The 24636-nt window shown below is 44.4% G+C and carries 26 protein-coding genes; 21 read left to right on the forward strand and 5 right to left on the reverse strand.

Annotated features, from left to right (window positions below):
• Positions 1-194: helix-turn-helix domain-containing protein (locus JUE95_RS11960; protein WP_235995490.1), on the reverse strand; the 194-nt coding region annotated here is incomplete at its 3' end.
• A gap of 386 nt (positions 195-580) precedes the next feature.
• Between JUE95_RS11960 and JUE95_RS11965 the strand changes: the two genes are divergently transcribed.
• The 10 genes from JUE95_RS11965 (at position 581) to JUE95_RS12010 (ending at position 10099) form a co-directional block, all read left to right on the forward strand.
• Positions 581-1288: an AzlC family ABC transporter permease gene (locus JUE95_RS11965; protein WP_203652002.1), complete on the forward strand. Its 708-nt coding sequence runs from the start codon at positions 581-583 to the stop codon at positions 1286-1288.
• Positions 1275-1601 carry an AzlD domain-containing protein gene (locus tag JUE95_RS11970; protein ID WP_203652004.1) on the forward strand — a complete coding sequence of 109 codons (327 nt, stop codon included), beginning with the start codon at positions 1275-1277 and terminating at the stop codon, positions 1599-1601. The genes JUE95_RS11965 and JUE95_RS11970 overlap by 14 nt, the downstream gene beginning before the upstream one ends.
• A gap of 127 nt (positions 1602-1728) precedes the next feature.
• On the forward strand, positions 1729-2517 hold the full coding sequence (locus tag JUE95_RS11975; RefSeq protein WP_235995492.1) for a DUF975 family protein: 789 nt from the start codon (positions 1729-1731) through the stop codon (positions 2515-2517).
• A gap of 96 nt (positions 2518-2613) precedes the next feature.
• A complete protein-coding gene (locus JUE95_RS11980) occupies positions 2614-3837 on the forward strand; it encodes an MFS transporter (protein ID WP_203652006.1) in 1224 nt (407 codons plus the stop codon).
• Positions 3838-3935: 98 nt separating this feature from the next.
• Complete coding sequence (locus JUE95_RS11985; protein ID WP_203652008.1) at positions 3936-4484, forward strand: TetR/AcrR family transcriptional regulator; 549 nt, start codon at positions 3936-3938, stop codon at positions 4482-4484.
• A 386-nt stretch (positions 4485-4870) separates the two neighbouring features.
• A complete protein-coding gene (deoC, locus tag JUE95_RS11990; protein WP_203652009.1) occupies positions 4871-5521 on the forward strand; it encodes a deoxyribose-phosphate aldolase in 651 nt (216 codons plus the stop codon).
• Positions 5522-5533: 12 nt separating this feature from the next.
• On the forward strand, positions 5534-6724 hold the full coding sequence (locus JUE95_RS11995; protein ID WP_203652010.1) for a phosphopentomutase: 1191 nt from the start codon (positions 5534-5536) through the stop codon (positions 6722-6724).
• A gap of 12 nt (positions 6725-6736) precedes the next feature.
• Positions 6737-7444, forward strand: coding sequence for a purine-nucleoside phosphorylase (gene deoD, locus JUE95_RS12000; RefSeq protein WP_203652011.1), 708 nt, complete (start codon positions 6737-6739; stop codon positions 7442-7444).
• A 109-nt stretch (positions 7445-7553) separates the two neighbouring features.
• Positions 7554-8852 (forward strand): pyrimidine-nucleoside phosphorylase, encoded by a 1299-nt coding sequence (locus tag JUE95_RS12005; protein ID WP_203652012.1) that lies wholly within the window; start codon positions 7554-7556, stop codon positions 8850-8852.
• 137 nt (positions 8853-8989) lie between these two features.
• Positions 8990-10099: a VanZ family protein gene (locus JUE95_RS12010; protein ID WP_203652013.1), complete on the forward strand. Its 1110-nt coding sequence runs from the start codon at positions 8990-8992 to the stop codon at positions 10097-10099.
• 245 nt (positions 10100-10344) lie between these two features.
• Here the strand turns inward: JUE95_RS12010 and JUE95_RS12015 are convergent, their stop codons facing one another.
• Positions 10345-10986: an SDR family oxidoreductase gene (locus tag JUE95_RS12015; protein ID WP_203652015.1), complete on the reverse strand. Its 642-nt coding sequence runs from the start codon at positions 10984-10986 to the stop codon at positions 10345-10347.
• 188 nt (positions 10987-11174) lie between these two features.
• Between JUE95_RS12015 and fabI the strand changes: the two genes are divergently transcribed.
• Positions 11175-11933, forward strand: a complete 759-nt coding sequence (gene fabI / locus JUE95_RS12020) for an enoyl-ACP reductase FabI (protein WP_203652017.1) — start codon at positions 11175-11177, stop codon at positions 11931-11933.
• A 771-nt stretch (positions 11934-12704) separates the two neighbouring features.
• Positions 12705-13559 carry an SPFH domain-containing protein gene (locus tag JUE95_RS12025; RefSeq protein ID WP_203652019.1) on the forward strand — a complete coding sequence of 285 codons (855 nt, stop codon included), beginning with the start codon at positions 12705-12707 and terminating at the stop codon, positions 13557-13559.
• A 208-nt stretch (positions 13560-13767) separates the two neighbouring features.
• On the opposite strand, the gene JUE95_RS12030 is transcribed toward JUE95_RS12025, so the two are convergent.
• Both JUE95_RS12030 and JUE95_RS12035 read right to left on the reverse strand, forming a co-directional pair.
• Positions 13768-14616 carry an aldo/keto reductase gene (locus tag JUE95_RS12030; RefSeq protein WP_203652028.1) on the reverse strand — a complete coding sequence of 283 codons (849 nt, stop codon included), beginning with the start codon at positions 14614-14616 and terminating at the stop codon, positions 13768-13770.
• Positions 14617-14678: 62 nt separating this feature from the next.
• Positions 14679-15125, reverse strand: a complete 447-nt coding sequence (locus JUE95_RS12035) for an NUDIX hydrolase (RefSeq protein WP_203652030.1) — start codon at positions 15123-15125, stop codon at positions 14679-14681.
• A 228-nt stretch (positions 15126-15353) separates the two neighbouring features.
• On the opposite strand from JUE95_RS12035, the gene JUE95_RS12040 reads away from it, so the two are divergent.
• From JUE95_RS12040 to JUE95_RS12080, 9 genes are all read left to right on the forward strand, one after another.
• Entirely contained in the window at positions 15354-16787 is a 1434-nt protein-coding gene (locus tag JUE95_RS12040; protein ID WP_203652032.1) for an APC family permease, read from the forward strand.
• 70 nt (positions 16788-16857) lie between these two features.
• Positions 16858-18195, forward strand: a complete 1338-nt coding sequence (locus JUE95_RS12045) for an aspartate aminotransferase family protein (RefSeq protein ID WP_203652034.1) — start codon at positions 16858-16860, stop codon at positions 18193-18195.
• 393 nt (positions 18196-18588) lie between these two features.
• A complete protein-coding gene (locus tag JUE95_RS12050; protein ID WP_203652036.1) occupies positions 18589-18861 on the forward strand; it encodes a hypothetical protein in 273 nt (90 codons plus the stop codon).
• A gap of 2 nt (positions 18862-18863) precedes the next feature.
• Entirely contained in the window at positions 18864-20330 is a 1467-nt protein-coding gene (locus tag JUE95_RS12055) for a glycoside-pentoside-hexuronide (GPH):cation symporter (RefSeq protein ID WP_203652038.1), read from the forward strand.
• A 238-nt stretch (positions 20331-20568) separates the two neighbouring features.
• Positions 20569-21075: an ECF transporter S component gene (locus tag JUE95_RS12060; protein WP_203652039.1), complete on the forward strand. Its 507-nt coding sequence runs from the start codon at positions 20569-20571 to the stop codon at positions 21073-21075.
• On the forward strand, positions 21076-21948 hold the full coding sequence (locus JUE95_RS12065; protein WP_203652041.1) for a PfkB family carbohydrate kinase: 873 nt from the start codon (positions 21076-21078) through the stop codon (positions 21946-21948).
• 50 nt (positions 21949-21998) lie between these two features.
• Complete coding sequence (locus JUE95_RS12070; RefSeq protein WP_203652048.1) at positions 21999-23171, forward strand: MalY/PatB family protein; 1173 nt, start codon at positions 21999-22001, stop codon at positions 23169-23171.
• 187 nt (positions 23172-23358) lie between these two features.
• Positions 23359-23595, forward strand: coding sequence for a hypothetical protein (locus JUE95_RS12075; protein WP_203652050.1), 237 nt, complete (start codon positions 23359-23361; stop codon positions 23593-23595).
• Between the two features lie 5 nt (positions 23596-23600).
• Entirely contained in the window at positions 23601-23831 is a 231-nt protein-coding gene (locus JUE95_RS12080; protein ID WP_203652051.1) for a hypothetical protein, read from the forward strand.
• Positions 23832-23897: 66 nt separating this feature from the next.
• On the opposite strand, the gene JUE95_RS12085 is transcribed toward JUE95_RS12080, so the two are convergent.
• The gene (locus JUE95_RS12085; RefSeq protein WP_203652053.1) at positions 23898-24563 is read right to left on the reverse strand and encodes a histidine phosphatase family protein; all 666 of its coding nucleotides are present in this window, start codon (positions 24561-24563) and stop codon (positions 23898-23900) included.
• Positions 24564-24636: the final 73 nt, after the last annotated feature.

The raw sequence follows: 24636 nt of genomic DNA on the forward strand, positions 1-24636 counted from the left end.
TTACTGAACTCATAAGCGCCCATATAGTGATATCCGCATTCATAACGCTGCCGGTTGATATCTAAAAACAGGTTGTAAGCCCAACGACTGCCGCCAATATGACAATCAATCTGCCAGGCCTGTTTTTCTGTCGGCTTAATTTCGACTTGATAGGTGAGTAACATCAGTTGTGCCGCCTTATTGAATTTAATCACCAAGGTGAGGTGTCCCTCATATTATACGGGATGGCTTTATCCCAAAACGCGTTTTAATGAAATTCATATAAATCACTACTTATATGCTATTAGCTAATACGGAAAATTCACCTCCTAACTTTAACCTTGTGATATCTTTACCAGACTTATCAGAATACGGAATATTATAGAATCACCACTTTACAAAGATTTGTATCTTTTTACAGCAAAATAGTTACTGTTCATTCCTCCTAATTGAATAAGTAAACGATTTCATTATAACGCATTTTTGGCGTCTAAATAAAAGCTGGATTAAAGCTTAACCAAACCCGTGAAAACTGTTGTTGACACGGTTAATACGAACTCGTAGAATAAATCGAGTAGCAAAAAATGAGGAGATGATGAGAATGACAGGAGACTTAGATACAAGGTCAGCTCTAAGGGAGACACTGCCCACGGTCTTTGGTTACATTGGGATTGCTCTGGCCTTTGGTATCACAGCTCGTGCCAACGGATTAAGCGTTTTAGAAATCTTTTTGATGTCATTAATTACATATGCGGGCTCGGCTGAATTTGTGATTGTCAGCCTGCTAGCGTTACATGCCGGTATTGGTTCAATCGTGCTGTCAGTATTTTTGGTGAACGCGCGGATGATCCTAATGAGTACGGTGGTTGCACCGTATTTATCACATGAAAGTATGGTAAAAAACATTTGGGCGGGAACGTTACTGACCGATGAAACATTTACGTTAAGTATGAACAAGCTTAACTACACGGACCATAAACTTAATTTTAGGTGGCTGGATACGGCCAATCTATTTGCTTATACCGTTTGGGGCGTTACTTCTGCAATTGGCGGTATGTTGGGGAACTTAATCAATAATCCAGAAAAGTATGGTTTCAGTTTTGCTTTGGTAGCCATGTTTATCGGTCTGCTATATTTGCAGATGATCTCGGATCGAACCATCAAGCTGACGGTTCAATTCATCGTCGCCCTTTTTGTTGCTGTGTTAATGTTTTTCGGGATGAAGTGGCTCCCGCAAAACGGACTTTTATTAATCGTGACGTTGCTTGGTTGCGGCTTTGGGGTGGTGTTAAAACATGGCACTAAGTAGTTATGTCTTATTTGTTATTTTAGGCAGTGGTCTGGTGACTTGGTTATCCCGTGTGATACCCTTTATCCTGTTAAAGCAGTTTAAGTTGCCAAAAGTAGTGGTTAACTTTCTCAGTTTCGTTCCAATTTGCATCATGACGGCGCTCTGGATGGAAAGTCTGTTTATTCAGCATCTGGGCCAGTTACCCAGCTTAAATGTTCCTAACGCGCTGGCCAGCATTCCAACTTTGATTAGTGCAATGATCAGCAAAAATCTGCTGGTGATCGTGATTGTGGGCGTCATCTCACTAGCAATTATTAATCTAGCCTTTTAACGCTAAGTCTCTGTTTCATTTTTCGTAAATTGACACATTTCTGTAATATTAGTATACTCTCGTAAGAGTGTCCGGTACGGTTGGTATTATTTGGTGCAGGGGACTACTTTGAGAGGAGTATTGAATGATGGAAGAGGAAACAATGGCAAGTCGGCGTCAAAAGCTGAAGAGTGACGCACGGGGATTTTTAGATACTCACTTTACTTTTTATTTGCTCTTATTTTTACCAATGTATATTTTGGGGATAGCTGGCTTTTTGGGCAGCGTTGCTTTTAATTTGCATGACAATACTGCAGGAAGTGACTGGCTGAGCTTACTGAGCCTTGTTTCGTCACTGCTGTCAGTGGGTGTTTCCTTCGTGATGATTGACCTCCAACGGGGAGTTGGCGAATTTTCCGAACCCGTTAGCAAGTCGTTTACAATTTTTAATCGCGGCGCTTATTTTCTGGGTTCGTTAGCACTCATTATTTTAGTTGGTATTTTTACCTTTCTTTGGAGCTTGTTGCTGATTGTGCCAGGAATTATTAAGTCTTTGGCTTATTCTCAGGCTATCTTTATCTATCGTGATTATCTGGATCAGGGTAAGAAGATCGGCTTTTTAGAAGCCATCACTCTGAGCCGGAAAATGATGGATGGTCATAAATGGGAGTACTTCGTGATTGGCTTGAGTTTCATAGGCTGGAGTTTAGCCTGCATCATTGTTATTCCAATTATCTGGGTTTATCCATATATGAACCAGACGCTGGCTAACTTTTATGTGAAATTGGCAGCTGAAGGTGCTGAAAGCACGGATGATGGGCCAACGGTGGTAACAACTCATGGTACCGGCGGGCAGGATTCTGGTTCCGCACCAACCGAGACTTTCTACCCGGATTCTAAGTCCCATTCAGATGATGATACGCATGATGAACAATAAGTAATTGATCAAGGAGGGTGCCCCAGAGGCGCCTTTTTTGATTGCGTGAAGTGCTAAAATGAAATTATGTCAAGACTACATATTGAGGATGATTCTATGTCAAAAGCAGGAAAAATGCCGCAGTGGCAGCGAAACTTGTACGCGCTGTGGCTAGGAAACTTTATTACTGGTGCCGGTTCAAGCATGAGCCTGCCGTTTTTACCGTTATTTATCAGTGAAATGGGTCATTTTCCAAAGTGGGAATTGACCCTGTATGCTGGTTTAGCGTTTTCTGGAACGTTTTTAAGCCAAGCAATCGTTTCACCCTTTTGGGGGAAGTTAGCCGATAAGACTGGCCGGAAGCCCATGCTCATGCGTGCTGCACTGGGGATGACCATCACGGCGACCTTAACGGGGTTATCACCCAGTGTTTGGGTTCTGATTACTCTGCGGGTCATTCAAGGGGCCTTTTCAGGTTACATCAATAACGCTTATGCGTTAATGGCCAGTGAGGTGCCTACGCATAAGAGCGGTCAAACTATGGGGACGTTAACCACTGGTAGTGTCGGCGGTATGTTAGTCGGACCAATTATTGGTGGGTATATTGCCGGCTTATTCGGTTACCGGATACCGTTCTTTATGTTTGGCGGGATGATGCTGATAGCTTCCTTTGTAACGCTCTTCTTCGTCAAGGAAGATTTTCATCCGTTGGACAATCCCAAATACGCTCAGCGAAGTGCATTTACCGGCATCAAACACGTTCGGGTAGTTTGGGCGATGATTATTTCGTCCATGCTGATTCAAGCTGCCACAACCTCTATCAACCCAATTATCAGTCTGTTTGTTAAGGAATTAATGCATAATCACGGTAACGTCGCTATGACCAGTGGGGTGATTGCGGCGTTGCCAGGAATTGCAACTTTAATGGCCGCGCCAAGATTAGGCGCGTTAGGCGATCACATCGGACCGCGGAAGGTGCTCATCGCTGGGCTGATTTTTTGTGCGGTCATGTTTTTACCCATGTTCTTCGTCCAAAGTGTTGTCAGCTTGGGGGTCTTTCGATTCTTAGTCGGTATCTCGGATGCCGCCTTGCTGCCAATTACACAGACGGTCATGACGTTGGCAACACCCAAGGAATCGGTGAGCCGAATTTTTAGTTACAATCAGTCAGCTCAAGCGATTGGTTCGGTTGTTGGACCAATGCTGGCTTCCGGAGTAGCCGGTATTTTGGACTATCGTTACGTCTTTTTAATGACAACTGGTCTGGTCCTTATTAACCTGGGAATTGTGATTTGGGCATACCGAATGGATTATAAAATGGTTAGCAAAACCCATGTTTAAGGGCTTTTTGCTTGAATAACCTCAGTGAAATTAGTACAATTCTCCTAGAATTGATTGATAATGGCAATTAATATTAAGAGAGAATTGGAGAATTGACCATGGGCAAAGCTCAAGAGAGAACCCGGCGCCAAATTTTAAGTGCCTTTTTAGAACTTTTAAGTGAGAAACCGTATGATATGATTAGCGTTTCAGAAATTTCAGCTGCGAGTCTTATTACTCGCAGCACGTTCTACCGCTACTTTGACGACAAAAAGGACTTACTGATGGCAGAAATCGAGGACACCGTTCAGAGACGGTCCCCTGATCAGCCACTGTTAGTCCAGTTTGTTGAGTACGTTGAAAACTACTGGTCAGTACTGCGAAATTTAACACCCACTCGTCAAAGCCGCTCCGACCTTCATGAGATTTTGAACCAGATCCTTTGGGAACTGATCCATCGGCGGGTTGCTGACGGTATGCAGGATGATCCAGTGATCAATACCATTCAGCGCTCCCGCAATAAAGACGTGATGATCAGTGCCATTGAAGGGATGCTGATGGGTATCTTGGAGCGGTACGTCGTTTCTGCTACGGAAAAAATTAATCATCGGCAGCTGGAAATGGCGGTTCGTGAGATCAATAATTTGTTTCAACAAAAACAGTCGTAATCAAAAGTAAGGGGCTGTGACATAACTCGGTAGATTCCAGAATATAACACCACAAGACGCCATTCCGATGCACTTTATCGGGATGGCGTCTTGTGGTGTTATATGGCCGGAAACTGAGTTGTGGAACAGGTTAAGGCTGTATTCAAGTAATGAACTAAAGCAAATTTTAGGATGTGTGTGAGTCAAGAAATTGAATTAAATCCTTGTCGATATAGACTTATGTTACAAAAGTCTTTTTTGTATTATTTCTTAACCACAAATGAAAAAATGTACAAAGTTTACTATAATTTCGCATATTCGTGTACATGAGTATGGGGACATGATATTATGGAAACGGTTACAGAATACTAATCAAACTTATAATATTTGACAAAGGAGTATCTATCATGAAATTAGCCAAGTATATCGACCACACTATTTTAAACGCTGACGCCACTGAGGCGGATGTCGATAAGGTCATTGCGGAAGCCATCAAATATGACTTTGCTTCAGTATGTATCAATCCATATTGGGTGAAACATACCGCGGCTGCTCTAAAAAATTCAGACGTGAAAACTTGTACTGTCATTGGGTTCCCGCTAGGGGCTACTTCGACTGAAAGCAAGGTTTTTGAAGCTAAACAGGCGATTAAGGATGGCGCTGATGAGCTGGATATGGTGATCAATATTGGTGAGCTAAAAGCTGGTCATGATGATGCCGTTTTAGCAGATATTAAAGCACTAGCGGATGCCGTTCACGCTGAAGATAAACTACTTAAGGTTATTATTGAGACGGCACTGTTAACACATGACGAAAAAGTGCGTGCCTGCCAGCTGTCTGAAAAAGCGGGAGCTGACTTTGTGAAAACATCTACAGGATTCTCCACAGCGGGTGCAAAAGTTGAAGATGTTAAGTTAATGCGCGAGACCGTGGGTGACCGATTGGGCGTAAAAGCGTCAGGCGGAGTCCACTCGAAAGCGGAAGCAGAAGCTATGATCGATGCTGGTGCAACCCGTATTGGTGCCAGCGCCAGCGTCAAGATCGTAACGGAAGATTAAGGAGGTTTCAGGATGACTTTTAAACGAGTTTTTGGTATCGTCATTGATTCAGTGGGAATTGGTGAAGCAAGCGATGCCAACAAGTTTGATGATGTGGGGGCGGATACGCTTGGCCACATCGGCGAGTTTTATAAGGGCAAGTTAAACCTGCCTAATCTAGCTAAGATGGGGCTTTCGAACATTCGGCCGGAAAATCCGATCGAAGGCGTTGCGGTTGCTGAACATCCCATTGGCTACTTTGGTAAAATGCACGAGACTTCGGTTGGTAAGGACAGTATGGACGGTCATTGGGAAATGATGGGCCTGCCCGTTACTGAACCCCTTGGTTTCTTCCCGAATGGGTTCCCAGCTGAACTAATCAAACAAATTGAAGACTTTAGCGGCCGTCACGTTATTGTCAATAAACCCTATTCTGGGACTGATGTGATTCACGATTACGGGGAAAAACAGATGAAGACTGGCGATTTAATTGTCTACACTTCTGGTGACTCCGTGTTACAAATTGCAGCGCATACTGACGTGATTCCACTGGAGGAACTCTATAAGATTTGTGAATTTGCCCGTTCAATCACCATTGATAAGCCATATCGCATTGGTCGCATTATTGCTCGGCCCTACGTTGGCCCGGACAAGGATCATTTTACCCGGACGTCAGATCGGCATGACTTTACTTTGGCACCCACTGGGGAAACGGATTTAGACCGCCTCAAAAACGCTGGCTTCGACGTTTTAGCAGTTGGTAAAATCAACGATATTTTTTCGGGTCAAGGAATCACTGAGGGTGTGCACACCACTAGTAATGATGACGGCATGAAACATACGTTAGAGAACGCGGAAACGGACTTCAACGGTTTCAGTTTTACCAACTTAGTTGATTTTGACGCGATGTACGGCCATCGTCGTAATCCAGAAGGGTACGGCAAAGCGCTGATGGCCTTTGATGAACAGTTAGGTGACCTGTTGGCGACGCTGCAGGATAGCGACTTACTGATGATTACTGCCGATCATGGTAACGATCCCGGTTATAAGGGGACTGACCACACTCGTGAATACGTCCCGCTGCTGGTTTATTCACCTCAGTTTAAGCAAAATGGTTCACTGGGGATCCGTCGCACTTACGCAGATTTTGGTGCTACCATTCTGGATAATTTCAACGTTAGCGGTAATACTGTTGGTACTTCATTCTTAAACTCATTGAAATAGGAGGACGATTTTATGAGTACACACATTGGCGCAAAAATGGGTGATATCGCTGAAACGGTATTACTGCCGGGTGATCCATTACGAGCGAAATACGTTGCGGATAATTTCCTGGACGATGTGGTTCAGTATAATTCAGTGAGAAATGCCTTTGGCTATACCGGGACCTATAAAGGACATAAAGTTTCCGTTCAGGGAACTGGTATGGGGATCCCGTCGATTTCAATCTATACCAACGAGCTGATTCGCTTCTTCGGTGTTAAACATCTCATGCGAATCGGCAGTATCGGCGGTTTCGGCGAAAGCGTTAAAATTCGTGATATTCTAATCGCTGAATCTGCAAGTACCGATTCAGCCATCATTCAAAACACGTTTAAAGCGGGCGTTATCTACGCGCCGACTGCCGATTTTGATATGCTGTTAAAGGCCTATGAAGCAGCCAAAGAAGCGGGTGTTTCGGTGAAGGTCGGTAACATTTTCAGTGCAGACCGCTTTTACAACGATGAAATTGATTATCAGCAGCTGATCGACTATGGCGTGTTAGGAACGGAAATGGAAACGGCAGCGCTGTACATGCTAGCAGCTAAGTATGGTGTTCAGGCGCTTTCAATCAATACCGTGAGTGACAATCTCACAACCGGTGAAGCCTTGTCAGCGGAGGACCGCCAGAGTTCATTCAGTGAGATGATGACGGTGGCGTTGGAAACGGCAATTAAATTATAAGATTCGTGAAATGCTAATAAAGCGGGGGTAGCAGCTGGAACCATCAAGTATTCCGGCTGCCGCCCCTTTACTTTAAACAAGTGAACTAATACGTCAGGAGGACGTGACGATGAGAATGGTAGATGTGATCGATCATAAGCGAAATGGCGGTGCACTGACTGACGAAGAAATTAAATTTTTCGTTGATGGCGTAGTGGATGGCAGTATTCCCGATTATCAGACCAGCGCCTTGCTAATGGCCATTTATTTTAACGGTATGGCAGATGGCGAGCAGGCTGAACTGGCTATGCAGATGCTGAAGTCGGGTGACCAGCTTGATTTATCAGATATTCCGGGAATCAAAGTGGATAAGCATTCGACCGGTGGCGTTGGTGATAAAACCAGTTTGCCACTAGCACCAATGATTGCCGCACTGGGTATTCCGATTCCCATGATTTCCGGCCGTGGACTGGGGCATACCGGTGGTACGCTGGATAAACTGGAAGCTATTCCTGGTTTTCAAGTTGAGCTGTCAGAGCAGCAATTTAAACAGCAGGTTAAAGATATTCATTTAGCCATCGTTGGCGCAACGGGAAACATTGCACCAGCTGACAAGAAGATCTACGCCTTACGGGACGTGACCGATACCGTTGACTCAATTCCGCTGATTGCCGGTTCAATTATGAGTAAAAAGATTGCTTCGGGAACGGATGCGCTGGTGTTAGACGTTAAGACCGGTTCGGGTGCCTTCATGAAGACGGAAGATCAAGCCCGCGCGCTGGCGAAAGCCTTAGTATCTATTGGCAAGAATGCCGGTATGGACTGCATGGCGCTGATTTCTGACATGAATCAGCCGCTGGGACGGATGATTGGTAATGCTTTAGAGATTCAGGAAACCATTGATATCCTTAAAGGCCACGGGCCAGCTGACATTACAGATTTAGTACTGACTCTGGGCAGTCAGATGGTTGTATTAGCCAAGAAGGCTCAGACCTTGGATGAAGCCCGTCAAATGCTTGAAAAAGTGGTGGCTAACGGTAAGGCGCTGGAAAGCTTCCGTCAGATGGTCATTGCTCAGGGTGGCGACCAACGGGTAGTGGACGACCCGACAATCATGCCGCAGGCGAAATATAAGGTTGATTTACCTGCCAAATCTAGCGGCGTAGTTGCTAAAATGACCGCGGATGAAATCGGTATTGCCAGTATGCTGCTGGGTGGCGGTCGCCAAACTAAGGATGATAAACTGGATTACGCGGTGGGTATCGAACTGAAGAAGAAAGTCGGTGACCCCGTCAGTGAGGGAGAACCGCTGCTCACAATTTATGCTAATCGAGAAGACATCGATAATGTTAAGTCGCTGCTGTACGACAACATTGAGATTGCCGAAGCAGCGGAACCAATCAAATTGATTCATGAAATCATCAAATAGGTGCTGTGACGGTACAAATAACCTGCCTGCCATTGTTGGCAAGCAGGTTATTTAATTGTCTCGTTTACAATTGTTGACACCAATAAGCTTTAAGTCGTACATTATGAGCAACACAACTTATTTTGGGGGACGTCTTAATGGTTTACTGGTTTGATATTCGCATGGCGGTACTGACTTTTCCGCTGGTTGCTTTATTGATCACTTTTCCAGTTTTGCTGTGGCATTATCATCGTTTTGGGGCGATTTCACGATGGTCTATTTTAATGCTGTATAGTTTTGTGTTTTACCTGCTGTGCGCTTACTTTTTGATTATTTTGCCATTACCAAGTATTGCATCCGTGGCAAAATTAACGACACCGCGGTATAACTTGCAACCGTTGCTGTTTGTTCGGGAGTTCATTGATCAAAACCCGTTTCGACTGGGTGCTCCGCAGACGTGGTTAGCTGCAGTTAGGGCCCCAACCGTGATCCAGCCGCTATTCAATATTGTATTAACGCTGCCCTTTGGCTTTTACCTGAGAAGTTATTTTCATAAGTCCTGGTTGCAAACGATTTTGCTGACTTTTTGTTTGTCACTGTTCTTTGAGCTGACACAGTTAAGTGGCGATTACGGGATTTACCCGCGGTCGTATCGCTTATTTGACGTGGATGATCTGCTATTGAATACGACGGGCGGACTCCTTGGGTTCGGTCTAACCAGAATTGTTTTGCCCCTTTTACCAACTTCGCAGCACATCAAAGAGAAACTCCGGATTCAATCCCGCCAAGTGTCGGTGTTCCGGCATGCTACGGCGTTTGTGGCCGATTGGATCAGTTTTTCTATTTTGTCTGTGGTTGGTAACGGGCTGCTTGGAAACGTGAAGACTTTAAGCCAGCCGGTTGCACTGGTGAGTTTAGTGATAGCGGTTTTGCTGCCGCAGCTCATTTGGCGAAAGACCTTAGGCATGCGCTTGGTTCACTTGAAAGTGGTGGGCAGCAGCGGTCAAAAGGCCACTGTTAAGCATCTTTGTCAGCGCTGGTTAGCAGGTTATAGTTTATTCTTATTGCCGATTCTTATTGGTGGCGGGTTGGCGTTCGTGAACACCAACAGTCAGCTTTATATGTATGGCAGTATCGTAATGGTACTGCTGTTGGTTTTAATTATTGGGGTGCTGGGTTTGGATATGATGATCGATGCTTTTCGGCCGCAACATGCGTTATTATTTGAACGCTGGAGTAAAACCAAGTTGATTTCAGATTATCATTAGACACAAGCTGTGACAAAACTCGGTAGATTCCAGAATTTAACGTGAATAATGCCTATTCCGCGATTTTTGCGGAATAGGCATTATTTGCGTTAAATGGCCGGAATCTGAGTTTTGGAACGCAATTAGACTATATAACCGGATAAAACCGAAGTACAGCCACAACTAATTTGGATTAAGAATTGATTGAAATACTTACCAATATAGACATATGGCACAGTTCCTCCTATTTTAATATCGTTTCTATTTTAGTAGAATGATGGTTTATCCCCATCAGTTCCCGGCTGGTCAACACCAACTGAGTGACCGATTTCAGTACTTGGATCGTTGATCAACGAGACAACGAAGTCGGCAATACTCTTACGGGAAACCTCAGTCCCTTTGAATGGTTCGCCCTTTTGAGTGGTTTCGTAGCTCACGATATCCTTGTTAGACAGCCAAGCTGGACGAATTAAAGTGTAGTCCAAACCGGAAGCTTCGATGACTTTAGCGGCTGCGGTATAGGTTTCCAGGTAGCCGCCGTCCAGCATTTGATGGTTCCACTGACCATACTTGCCAGGCACTTCATCGTAGATACCCAGTGTTGAGATCCAGATTAAACGTTTTAGACCAGTGGCTTTCATTGCCGCAACCACCGTTTTGGCCTGAGCTTCAATATCGTGGTTGCCAAGGTTGGCGTACACGATGTCTTGACCTTTCATGGCCTTTTCTAGACTAGCTTGATTTGTGGCATCACCTTCAACGACGGTTTCGCGAGACGCGTCCGAGACGCTTAGACGGTTTGCATGACGCAGGAACAGGGTCAGCTGGTGATCCGTTTGCGTCAATAACTGTTCCTCGGCTAATTTTGCGATTTTACCATTAGCACCTAAAATTAATACTTTTGTCATTGTTCATCCACTCCTATCTGATTTACAAGTCCAATTATAAGCGGCTGAAAATAAAATTTAACGGACAGATTTAGGGGTGCTGTCCGCCACTTGTTTTTGGACATCTATGTAAGGTAAAATGAGTATTATAGTCAAAGTAGTTAATGGCATTATTTATTTTTGAAAATTCTAGTAAAAGAGGTCTTACCATGAGTGGCATTTTAACGGGTAAAAAGATTGTGATTATGGGGGTTGCTAACAAGCGCAGTTTAGCTTACGGCTGTTTTCAGGCACTGGAAGCACAGGGCGCGGAAATTATTTTAACGTATCAAAATGACCGGATGCTCAAGAGCTTGAACCGGTTCATCGATGAAGGGGTGACGAAAGTTGCCTGCGACGTCAGCGACCCGAAAAACGTTGAAAGTACGTTTAAGACGATCCACGAACGGGTGGGTAACATTGATGGCATCATTCACGCGATTGCCTACGCTGATCCTGAAGATTTACAAGGGGAAACGACTGATGCCAGCTTGGAAAGCTTTAATAAAGCGCAAAGCATTAGTGTTTACTCGCTGATCTCGGTGGCCAAGTACGGCCGCAAGATCATGAACGAAGGCGGATCAATTGTAACACTGACTTACATGGGTTCCGAACGGGCCATTCCTAACTATAATATTATGGGAATCGCAAAGGCCGGTTTGGAGGCAGCAGTTCGCTACCTTGCCCGGGATTTAGCCAGTCAAAATATTCGGGTCAACGCCATTTCTGCTGGCGCGGTTAAGACGCTGGCAGTTACCGGAGTTAAGGATTATAGTAAATTAATTAACTTGTCCAATGAACGTGCCGTTAATGGTGTCGGAGTGACGATTCAAGAAGTTGGCAATACCGCAGCTTTCTTGCTGAGTGATTTAAGTACCGGTCTCGTTGGGGACACGGTTTACGTGGATAAGGGGACGCATTTGATTTAGTGCGTTAATATTATCTAGCTGAAACGTGTAAAAATCAGCAGACAGCTGCACATAAGGCTCCATAACCCAATTTCCAAGTTCGGACTGGTGGCTTTTTGGGAAAAGCAATATTGGCTACCGTTCGTTGCCGTTATCTAGCCGAAACTTGCTCAAATCAGCAGACAGCTGCATGTAAAGGCCTCTCAACCCAATTTCCAAGTTCGGGAAATTTAAGTGAATGCTGACAAAAAGAGGTATATTTTACTGTTCGTTAATATTATCTAGCCGAAACTTGCTCAAATCAGCAGACAGCTGCATGTAAACCCCTCAACCCAATTTCCAAGTTCGGGAAATTTAAGTGAATGCTGACAAAAAGAGGTATATTTTACTGTTCGTTAATATTATCTAGCTGAAACGTGTAAAAATCAGCAGACAGCTGCACATAAGGCTCCATAACCCAATTTCCAAGTTCGGGAAATTCGGTTATGGAGCCTTATGTTTCGCTATCTAAGCGCTGATTTTTACACCTAAAAAAATCCAGCGAAATGGAGAGATTTCGCCAGACGAGTAACTACTCAATTCCTAAGTGAGTAGGTGAGCCAGCGTACTAAGCGGGAGTCACTGCGCAACTTTTAAGTTGAAGGGTAGGGGGAGCAGTACTCAATACGTTAACTCTAACAAAATTATAATCTATTATTAAAAAAAACAAAGAATTTACACTCCAAACCGCCATATTTTTTAAACGGGATAAAGTGACGTATAATGAAAGCAATAGATTGGAGGAAGATCACCATGACTGAAAAGGATGTTTTTCATGTTAACGGGTATCTCGGACTCATTATTGCTATTTTACTGGTGTTAGGTGGGGGCTGGCTGTTGGTTCAGCAGACGACTCTTGGGATGGTTTTCGGTGTTATTTTGATTTTAATCGCGTTGATTGGGGGCAGTTCTCTAACCATTATTGCACCAAATGAAGCCAAAGCTTTGACCTTCTTTGGCCGATACATTGGCACAATTCGGACGTCTGGTTTATTTATGACGGTACCATTAACCAATAAGCAGACCGTTTCATTACGGGTACGTAACTTCAATAGTAACCTGCTGAAGGTTAACGATTCTCGCGGTAATCCCGTTGAAATCGCGGCGGTGATCGTGTTTAAAGTCGTTGATACTAGTAAAGCCTTATTTGAAGTTGATGATTATGAACAATTTGTTGAGATTCAAAGTGAGTCAGCTATTCGTCACGTGGCTTCTGAATTTCCGTATGATGCCTTCAACGATCAGGAAACGCTCACACTGCGCAGCAACCCAACTGAAGTTTCGGATAAGTTAACCAAGGAACTTCAATCACGGTTAGAGGTTGCCGGTGTAAAGGTAATAGAAACACGGTTAACCCACTTGGCTTACGCGACAGAAATTGCCAGTGCGATGCTGCAGCGTCAGCAATCTTCAGCTATTTTATCGGCTCGAAAGATCATTGTGGATGGGGCTGTTTCAATTACTGAAGATGCTATTGCTAAGCTGGAAGAGGATACTGATCTTAAGCTTACCGATGACCGGAAGCTGCAATTGATCAACAACGTGATGGTCACGATTATTTCAGAACGTGGGACTCAGCCTGTCATTAGTACCAATGAGACGAAATAAGCCTTTGCCATAAGTCTATATTGGTCAGTATTTCAATCACTTTTAAGCTAAAATTCGTTATGATTGTATTTTTGTTCAAACACGCTAATGTGGTCTAAGCGTGTGCCAATACACAGATTTCGGCCATTTAACACAAACAATGCCTATTCCGACAAGATCTGCCGGAATAGGCATTATTGTTTTAAATTATGGATTGACATTTCTTAAATTACAGCACATCCAGCGGTAATTTTTCAGTTGGTGCGGGGTAGGCTTCGTCCAATAACTTGTGATCTTCTGCGGTCAGTTGAATATTACCAGCTAGCACGTTTTCCCTGGTATGTTCAGCATTACTGCTTTGCGGAATCGCTAAAACTTGCTGGTGGGAAACAACCCAAGCTAACAGAATTTGATAAACCGAGGCGTTGTGCCGCTTTGCGACTTTCAGGACGTTTGGGTTACTGTCCAGATCTGAGTTCAATTGATCTGGAGCTCCCACAGGACTGTAAGCAATAAACGGTAAATGATGTTCAGCCTGCCAGCCCAAGAGACTGTATTCCACACCACGGCTGCCGAGATTAAATAAATCTTCGTTTGCTGCAGCTTTCGGACCATCTGGCAACTGCCAAAGTTCCTCGAGATCAGCAACGTCAAAGTTTGAGATCCCCCAAGCCCTAGTCTTGCCAGCTTCAGTCAGCCGCTGCAACTCAGCTACCGTTTCAGAAAGCGGGGTGGTACCGCGCCAATGGTAGAGATAGAGATCCACTTCGTTGACACCCAGCCGTTTTAAACTGGCATCCAAACTGCGCTCCATGCGCTCTTTAGATGCATTGGTGGGCAGTACCTTTGAAATTAGATACAGCTGGTCGCGGGGGACACCTTTAATGGCTTTACCAACTAACGTTTCGGAACGGCCGGAACCGTACATTTCGGCCGTGTCGATTACTCTTGCACCAGCGTCTAGACCTGCATGAATTGCTTCAATTTCCTGTTTTTGTAGTGTTGGGTCATCGCCCATGTGCCAAGTACCCATTCCGATTGCTGGAACTTGGTTGCCTGCAATGGTGACTGTTTGCATCAAATCGTCTCCTTGTGATTAGAAATCATACGTTCAATATCTATTGTAGATATTTTTCAGGATTACACCAGCTCCGTTGCCTCTAAAATTTGGTGGGAAAAGCCGGTGATCTGTTTTGGTAGCTGATCAAGATCAAAAAAGGCAACCCGATCAGTTTCTCCAGCTTGAGGTACGAGCTGATTATCCTGTGTGAAGGCCTGATAAACCGCGATGACAGCATCAATTTGATCGCCGTTCGGGTAGCTGAACTGCATCGACGGTCCGCTAAGAATAGTTTTAAACGTAAGGTTTACTGCACGCACGCCGGTTTCTTCTAATACTTCCCGGCTGGCAGTGTCGGCAAGTGATTCACCAATTTCTTTGGAACCGGAAGGCAGCCCCCAGAGATGGGTATCGCTGCGATGAACAAACAGCAGCTGTGCACTGGCATTATAGACCAAACCAGCAGCTCCAGTTGATATCAGCGGTTCGTGGCCAACTTTTTCTCTCAAATCTAGAATGTACCCCATAGGATCACCTCATTAGAATTCTACGAATATATTAACCTTATTATGCGAGATTTAAAAGGTAAATAAAAGCGCTTTATTCAGGTTAATCGGTAATTATGCACCAGGAAAGCCTTGCACATTATTAAAATAATTGTTAAAATATACTCATTTATTTCTAATGTTCCCTTGAGGGCTAGATTTAGAGTTTCAACTACATAGGCGGCTGATTACCGCTACAGGAGGAATTATATGAGTTTTAAGAGTACATTCTTACGCCAAGAAGATCCAGCTGTCTATCAAGACAAAGATTCTCATTTGGCTCGTGTATTAGGCGTCAAGGATATCTTGGCTTTAGGGGTCGGTACGATTGTGTCCACTTCTATTTTTACGTTGCCGGGGGTCGTGGCGGCGCAACATGCTGGTCCAGCCGTTGCACTATCATTCTTAGCTGCTGCGGTGGTTGCTGGGTTAGTGGCTTTTGCATACGCTGAAATGGCTGCTGCAATGCCATTTGCCGGTTCGGCATATTCCTGGATCAACGTGGTTTTCGGTGAAGGGTTTGGCTGGATTGCCGGCTGGGCACTGTTAGCCGAGTACTTCATTGCCGTGGCCTTTGTTGGGTCTGGCCTTTCCGCGAACTTCCGTGGGTTAATTCAACCCTTAGGAATCACGTTCCCGAAAGCGTTGGCTAATCCGTTCGGAACCGATGGCGGGATCATTGACATCACTTCCGTTGTTGTTGTTTTAATGGTCGCGTTTCTGCTGTCACGCGGTGCTTCAACGGCTGCCCGTGTTCAAAATATTTTGGTTGTTCTCAAAGTTTTGGCAGTATTACTCTTCATCGTTGTTGGTGCAACTGCTCTTCATATGCAGAACTACGTGCCATTTATTCCACCGCACAAAGTGGTCGATGGTAATCAGTTTGGGGGCTGGCAAGGAATTTACGCTGGTGTTTCGATGATTTTCCTATCCTACATTGGTTTTGATTCAGTTGCTGCCAATTCAGCTGAAGCGAAAAATCCGCAAAAAACGATGCCACGTGGGATCATGGGGTCACTAGTCATTGCGGTTGTTTTGTTCGTTGCCGTTGCGTTGGTCTTAGTTGGGATGTTCCACTACAGTGACTATGCTAACAACGCTGAACCCGTTGGCTGGGCACTTCGTCATAGCGGTCATACCGTGGTTGCAAGTGTCGTACAGGCGATTGCGGTCGTTGGGATGTTTACCGCTTTAATCGGGATGATGCTGGCCGGCTCACGGCTGGTTTACTCGTTTGGCCGTGACGGTTTACTGCCAAAATGGCTAGGTGTTTTGAATGATAAACAGTTACCGAACCACGCACTTTCAACGATTACGATCGTTGGTGTGATTATCGGTTCACTGTTTCCATTTGCGTTCCTGTCACAATTGATTTCCGCAGGGACTTTGATTGCCTTTATGTTCGTGTCGTTAGGAATATACAAACTGCGGCCCCGTGAAGGTAAGGACATTCCGGATCCTTCGTTTAAGATGCCGTTCTATCCAGTCTTGCCATTCATCGCGTTCTTAGGCGCACTGGGTGTGTTCTGGGGACTTGATAAAGACGCTAAGATTTACGCGTTGATCTGGTTTATCTTTGGCCTGCTGGTATATTTATTCTACGGTGCCAAACATTCTTCATTAAATACGAATAAACAAAAATAAGTTAAATGATGACCCCAAAGCGCAGTGTTTTGGGGTTTTCGTTTAAGTCAAGATTTACGGAGGAAATACTATGGGTGAAAATGAACGACTTTTAAAGCAGGAAGCGCCAGCCTTTTCCAAGGCAGCGCGGGTAAAGTATTTTAACATTGTGATTGAATCGGGCAAGGGAGCCACAATCACCGATGCTGATGGAAAAACCTACCTTGACCTGTTAGCAAGTGCTTCAGCAACCAACACTGGCCATTCGCATCCTCACGTGGTTAAAGCGGTTCAGGATCAGGCGGCTAAATTACTGCAGTACACACCAGCGTATTTTGCGAACGATGCGGCTGCAAAATTAGCACCGCGATTGGCCGCTCTAGCCCCCATTAGCGGACCAACTGCACTGGGCTGGGGCAACTCGGGTTCTGATGCAAACGATGCGATCATTAAATTTGCTCGGGCATATACTGGCCGCCCTTACATTGTGAGTTTTACCGGTGCTTACCATGGTTCAACGTATGGGTCAATCAGTGTATCGTCAGTCAGCTTGAACATGAGCCGTAAAATTGGGCCGCTGTTACCGGATATCGTTAAGGTGCCGTTCCCAGATCCGTGGAAACGGCTAGAGGGTGAATCAGAAGAAGCCTTTGTCGATCGGATGTTTGATGCGTTTAAGCTGCCATTTGAGACTTATTTGCCAGCTGAAGAAGTGGCGGCTATTCTGATTGAACCAATTCAAGGCGATGGCGGAATCGTTAAAACTCCGGATGCTTATATGCATAAAATATATGATTTTGCTAAAGCTAACGGTATTTTGTTTGCGGTAGATGAAGTTAATCAAGGTATGGGGAGAACCGGTAAATGGTGGTCGATTCAACATTTTGATCTGGAACCTGATCTGATGTCTGTTGGCAAGTCACTGGCGTCTGGATTGCCGTTAAGTGCAGTGATTGGCCGTCAGGAAATCATGAACTCTTTGGGGTCGCCTGCCAACGTCTATACCACGGCCGGTAATCCAGTGACAACGGCTGCCGCCATGGCAACCATTGATGTAATTGAGGATGAGCATTTACTGGAGCGCAGTACGCGACTTGGCAAGAAGACAGCTGCCTTCTTTGCGGATGAGAAAAAGAAGTTTAATTTCATTGGTGACGTGCGGATGTACGGACTTGATGGCGGAATCGATATCATTGATCCTGAAACCGGTAAGCCGGATGCGGATGCTACGACTAAGATCATCTACCGGGTATTTGAGCTAGGGGCAATCATCATCAGCTTGAAGACGAATGTCTTGAGATTCCAGCCGCCGTTGGTGATTACCGATGAACAGCTGCAGTCGGCCTTCGATATTCTTGACCAGGCATTTAGTGAATTAGCTGCTGGCAAGCTTTCGTTACCGGATAACGCGGCTGAAATTGGCTGGTAATATTTAATCGCTATCGTTACTTTTAAAGTTTGAACGTGGGACAAATGCCTTTTTGTTCCACGTTTTTTTGACTTTTTCACGTTTTCTGCAGCTAACTTTCATAGTGACAAATAAAATATTTACGCTATAGAAAACGTTGGTACACCCGTATTAAGAAAGCTTTACCAATAAATTAACTAAAAATTGGGTAAAAGTTTATTGAAATTTAAGTAAGCGTTTACAAAACTTGGTAAGTTGTGCTAGAATGTCCCTAGGCTATCGAGGAAGGGTAGCAAAAATGAATTGGTCTGTATTTGCCGAACAAATGACGACTATTGAGTTTGAAATATATCCTGATTATTAATTATATCGTTTGTCTTTCAGCAAGCAGCCAAAAACTAGGAGGTATGTGTAATGGCTAGTAAGAGCAAAAGCAGTGACAAGATTACGCTGGATCCTGAAGCATTCGCTCAAGCAGTTCTTGGCGGTAATCCAAAGCGCGATGACGAAGAAGATAAAGTTTATATCAAACGTCAGTTAACGCTCTATCTGGAAGCATTGTTGTTGGCACAAGACTTTAATGATCTTGAAGAGACCCGTTTTGATGTAGCGAAGTCAGAACAACGTAGCAAGATCCTTTCAAAGATTATTGAGCATCGTTATGAAGGTTCAGGAAGTGGCGAATAATAATGAAAGAAAAAACGGAAAGTCATGTTAAAGAGTATACGTCATACGCGTTAGGGGCCTTTGGTCATGATGCGTTCTACGCGACCTTAAGTACGTATTTAATGTTGTTTATTACCAGTGAATTGTTTAATGGTGCTGCAAAGGGTGTCAAGTCACACATGATTTTGATTATCACTACGATGATGATGATCATTCGGTTGGTTGAAATCGTGTTTGACCCAATCATTGGTGGTATTATCGATAACACCCAAACCAAATATGGTAAGTTCAAGCCATGGTTGCTGGTTGGTGCTGGTGTAAGTGCTATTTTCTTAGTTCTTATTTTTACTGATTTTGGTGGCTTAACTAATTCCAACCCAATGCTTTATGTTGTTTTGTTTGGTATCTGTTACGTTATCATGGATGTTTTCTATTCGTTTAAAGATATTGCACTTTGGTCAATGCTCCCTGCTTTGAGTGTTGATGAAAAGGTTCGTAATAACTTTGGTACGACAGGTCGTTTAGGGTCAACGATTGGTGCCCAAGCGGTTCCAATCATGATTTTCCCACTGATTGTGTTCTTCTCACACATGTTTTCAGGAACTAGTGGCCAGACGAAGACGCAAGCCGGCTGGATTGGATTTGCCGTTGTCATTGCGATCTTCTCATTCGGCGGTGCTTTATGCACGGCTTTGGGAACCCATGAAAATACCAGTTTAATTCGTCAAAACACTGAGCGTACGGGTGTGATTGGTATTTTCAAAGCTTTAGGTAAGAACGACCAATTAATGTGGTTGGCAGCTTCATACTTCCTATTTGCTTTAGGTTATGTTGTTACTAACTCACTATTGGCTTACTACTTCACCTACGTCTTGGGTCAGTCAAACAAGTTCACTTTTGCTGGCTGGATCATGGCTGCCTTAGGTGTTATTTCCGTTTCACTCTTCCCAGTGATTGTTGAAAAGGTTCACCGGAAAGCCATTTATGTTGGTGGTATTTGCATGATGTTAATCGGTTACGTTTTGTTCTTATTCGCGGGACACAGCTTAACTGCCGTATTAGTTTCAGTTGCCATCTTCTTCTTCCCATACCCAATGATCTTCTTGGCTGCATTGATGACCATCACAGATTGTGTTGAATATGGGCAATGGAAGAATGGTACTCGGAACGAATCCGTTACGCTTTCCATTCGGCCATTGATCGATAAGTTGGCTGGTGCGGTTGCTAACGGAGTTGTTGGTATTGCCGCTGTTCACTCAGGTATGACTGGTAACGCTTCTCCAAGCAGTATTAGCCACGCACAACTAATGGGCTTCAAGTCTTACATGTTCTTCGGCCCAATGGCTTTGATTGCGGTTGCCGCTCTTGTCTATTACGTAAAAGTTAAGTTGACTGAAGACAAGCACAAGGAAATCGTTGATGAACTTGAAACTAAATTAGAAAAAGAGCAAGACGAAAAAGTGAAAAAAGGTACTGCAGACGAACAATAATCAGTACTGATCCAAAGTCGTAACGACCACTACAGAGATGGTGGCGTTACGGCTTTTTTGTATTTCCAGCGAAATTTTTGATGAATTGTTTGCCATCAGATTGGAAAATAGTACAAACGTTCGCTTTTCCTTGATATACTTATTGGGTAACCTAAAGCATGACCTTGTGTTTTAAGGACATGCGTGTTGTAATGTGATAGGTAGATTAAAATTTGTTAAGAAAAGAGAGCGAAGCAGAATGGAAAATAAACGCCATATTTCAACCCGAGAAGTGGTTTATTTAGCAATGCTGATCGCGGTGACCGTGGTTATTTCAAGGTTCTTTTTAATTCCTGTGCCAATGACTCACGGTAACGTTAACCTTTGTGATGCTGGGATCTTTATTGCAGCAATTCTACTGGGCCGGACACAGGGTGCTGTAGTTGGGGCATTTAGCGGTCTGCTTCTTGACCTGATCTCAGGGTATACGCAATACATGATCTTTTCGTTTATTGTCCATGGTTTAGAAGGCTTTGTTGCTGGTTGGATCGGCAGTAAAAAGAATAAGGCAATGAAGATTATTGCAATGACCGTGGGTGTTTTTGTCATGGTAGCAGGCTACTGGGCAACTGATAGTTTACTTTATGGTTTTAAAGTCGGTCTGATCGGTATTCCAACCAACTTTATTCAGGGAATCGTTGGCGGAGTCGTGGCTTACGTTGTTTCTGTTCCACTGGAAAGCCGGTTACCTAGGTTAATCGGTTAGATGAGACCAGTACAAGCTTTAAATAACCAGCCGTTTTTGGTCGCCGAAGACCTTTCCGCTATTGGTACCATGTCCCTGGGTGTTGCGGTTCCAGTTTTAGCGGCTTTTGGTGTGCCCGCGGCAATTTTACCAACACAGGTACTTTCTACTCAAACGGAATGCTTTGGTACGCCTGCTAAGCAGTATTCGCCAGTATGGGTGAAGGAGACGATGGCGCACTGGCAAAACGAACAAATTCAGCTTTCGGGTGGCTTGATTGGGTACGTAGGCCAAGTTGACCTTGTTAACCAATTAACGCAGTCGGTGAAGGCTCAGCAATTGCACCCGTTGATTGTCGATCCCGTAATGGGTGACGGCGGGGCGCTTTATCCAGGACTCTCTGCCGACTATGTGGCCGCTATGCGGACACTAGTGGCTATTGCGGATGTGATCACGCCAAATTGGACCGAGGCACATTTATTAGCGGAGCTGCCGTTGAATGACAATCAGCCCAGTCAGTCTGATGTGGCAGCAATGTTTGCTGCCTTAACCGCAATTAGCGGGGCCAATACGCAAATTGTGATTACGGGAATTCCCAGTGATAACGCAATTTTAACCGCGTATCGGGATGGCAGTAAACAGCGGACAGTTTCGACGAAATTACGGGCGGGGCATTTTTATGGCAGCGGCGATGTGTTTTCAGCTTTGCTAAGCGCGGCACTCATGCGGGGTGTTAGCCTTGAAACGGCAGTTAAGATTGCGGTGAAAGGCGATGCCATCTCGTTAGATCAGACTTCAGTTACTGGCTATCAGCGGCGGTTTGGGATGCAGTTAAGCCAGTTATTGGCTTGGTTGTCTCAAGAGGTAATCCCTAAACTTGAAACGATGCCGTGATTAGTTCAAACTGGTCTTTAACCAATACTCATTAGAGAAGAGGAACCGACATGATTGATACTAACGTGAATCGGCGGCATGGTAATAATGTTAAATGGGCCGTCACAAAAGATGATGATCAGCTTTTACCAATGACCGTTGCTGATATGGATATCGCAACACCGCAGTTTATTCGAGAGGCAATTCAGCGCGTTTTGGATAAAAAGGTTCTAGGGTACACGATGCCTAGTACGGGTTTTTATGATGCTATCATTCACTGGCAAAAACAGCACCATGATGTCAGTCTCAAACGCGACCAGTTGATTATCCTGCCAAGTATTGCTGTTGGACTGTCATTTGTGATTCGCCATTTGACCCAGGTGGATGATGGTATTATTGTGATGTCGCCTTATTATCCGCCATATAAACAGTTGGTCGTTGATAATCACCGTCAGTTTGTTGAGTTCCCACTGGTACAGCGAGAAGGACAGTACGTCATTGACTTCAAACGTTTGGATCAAGTTATGGCGAATAGCCAAGTTAAAGCAATTATCGTCTGCAACCCACATAATCCGGGCGGGTGTGTTTGGACTACGACAGAGCTGCAACGGATTCAAGACCTTGCTAGTGAACATGACGTTTTGGTGCTGGCCGATGAGATTCATGATGACGTCACCTTTTCCGATAATTTACCCGTTTCAATGATGTCTGATATGATGGGTGAAGGTGTCTCTAGTCAAACCGTGCTGCTGAAATCGGCCACTAAGGCGTTTAATTTAGCTGGACTTAAATGTGCTTTCTTGGCGGTGAAAGATCCCCAATTATTGGCAACACTTAAGCAGGCAGCAGCTGCGGAAGCAATTGAAGAGGTCAATACGTTAGGATTAGTTGCCACCCGAACCGCTTACGAGAAGGGTGCGGAATGGTTAAAAGAAGTGAACGCTTATCTAGAAGAAAACCGTAATTTGGCTTATGAGTATCTGCGTGAGGAAGTACCAATGATTCGGCCAATGTATCCTGAGGGGACTTATCTCATGTGGCTGGACTTTATGGCTTACGGCCTTACGGATAATGAATTGGATGAGAAGCTACGCAACCTTGGTCATATCTGTTTAAACCCGGGTATTGAATACGGCAAGACGGGCAGTGGTTTTATGCGGCTAAACTTCGCGGTGGATCGATCGGTTTTGAAAGACGCACTGCACCGCTTGAAACACTTTGATCAATCTGTAAGAAAAAAGTAATCTTTGGTATAAATTAAACATAATAAAATTAATGTCTGATTTTTGGTTTGGTTAGCTGAAAATCAGACATTTTTTAGTTTATGTCATTGAATTGTAAACCGGTTTCAAGGAATGTTCATAATTTAGTCGTAACTCTTTCTTATTGGTTTGATAACTTATACACATAAGAAAAAAGGAGGCGGCGGAAATGAGTGAAGCACCAGAGATTGTCGCAGGTCGACTAGTTAGATGTCAGCATGCACAAATGACCCGACCATTTATTGCGCGGGTATACCAAGTATTCGGAAGTCGGCTTGTCGTCGAGGTGATGAATTTTCACTTTCATGACCGCCGTGTTGTTGAACAGAACCAATATAAATTAGTAGTAGAAGCAAACGACGCTAAGGCAATGGCAATTGTCCAATGCCAGCGATGGAAAGGATGATCAACATGATTAAAATCAATGATATCGTAACGTGTGAACCTAATGGCAACCTGACGTGTGCATTTGTTGGCCGGGTGGAACATATTTATGAACGTACCGTGATGGTGACCGTGCTGGACCATCAGCCTTGCGACCGGTTTAAAGTGGCCGAATTAATGGGCCGGGTGATTGTTGCTAAAACCAAAGTCAAAACCCAGGCTGAAACAGTTCAGCAGCGAAAAGTGGCAGAAGTGTAAAAAAAGAACCCGTCAATCAGTTTCGGTAACTGATCGACGGGTTCTTTTTGTTTGGTGCTAACTGTTTTATTTTGCAACAAAGTCAGTTTTATTGAAGAAATCAACTTTGATATCGTCATCGGTAATGGTGAGTTTTGAGATACTGCCGTTAATGGTTGGCACGCCCACATCCAGTTCCGGTGCGTAGCGGTCAATAATTGATCGGATGGTCATCCCGTGAGAGACAACTAGCACTTGGTCACCATCGTTAGTATTATCTCGCAGTTTATTAAAGCCACGGTCAAGCCGTTTCCAAAACATGTCGTTGCTTTCTGCTTCACCGTATAGGTCGGCTTTATGAATCAAATCACGAGCTTTTTCCAGACCGTATTTACCTAACACGGCTGATTCGGAAGTCAACTGCACTTGTTCGCCAACGAACTGCCACATTTGATTGGCGTCGTTACCTTCGAAGTAGCCGTGGCATTGCTCACGAAACTCGGGGTATTGGTAACTGATAATATTGATGTTTTCCTTGTTGGCTTTCAAAATGTAGGAAGCTGTTTCGATTGCCCGCCCTGAATCACTGCTGTACGCTGCAGCAAAGTCGATATTCTTCAACTGCTGACCGGCACGTTTGGCATCGGCGATCCCTTTTTCGGTCAGTGGGGAATCGATCCAGCCTTGAATTTTGTTATAGTGGTTCAGCATTGTTTGCCCGTGCCGAACGAAGTACGCAGTAAATGTTTTCACAGTAAGCCCTCCTAGGATGAAAAGTGAGTTTAATTCACATTCATTATATCAATTTATACCATCATTTTCCAAA

The sequence above is a fragment of the Secundilactobacillus yichangensis genome (assembly GCF_016861565.1).
Taxonomy (GTDB): Bacteria; Bacillota; Bacilli; order Lactobacillales; family Lactobacillaceae; genus Secundilactobacillus; species Secundilactobacillus yichangensis.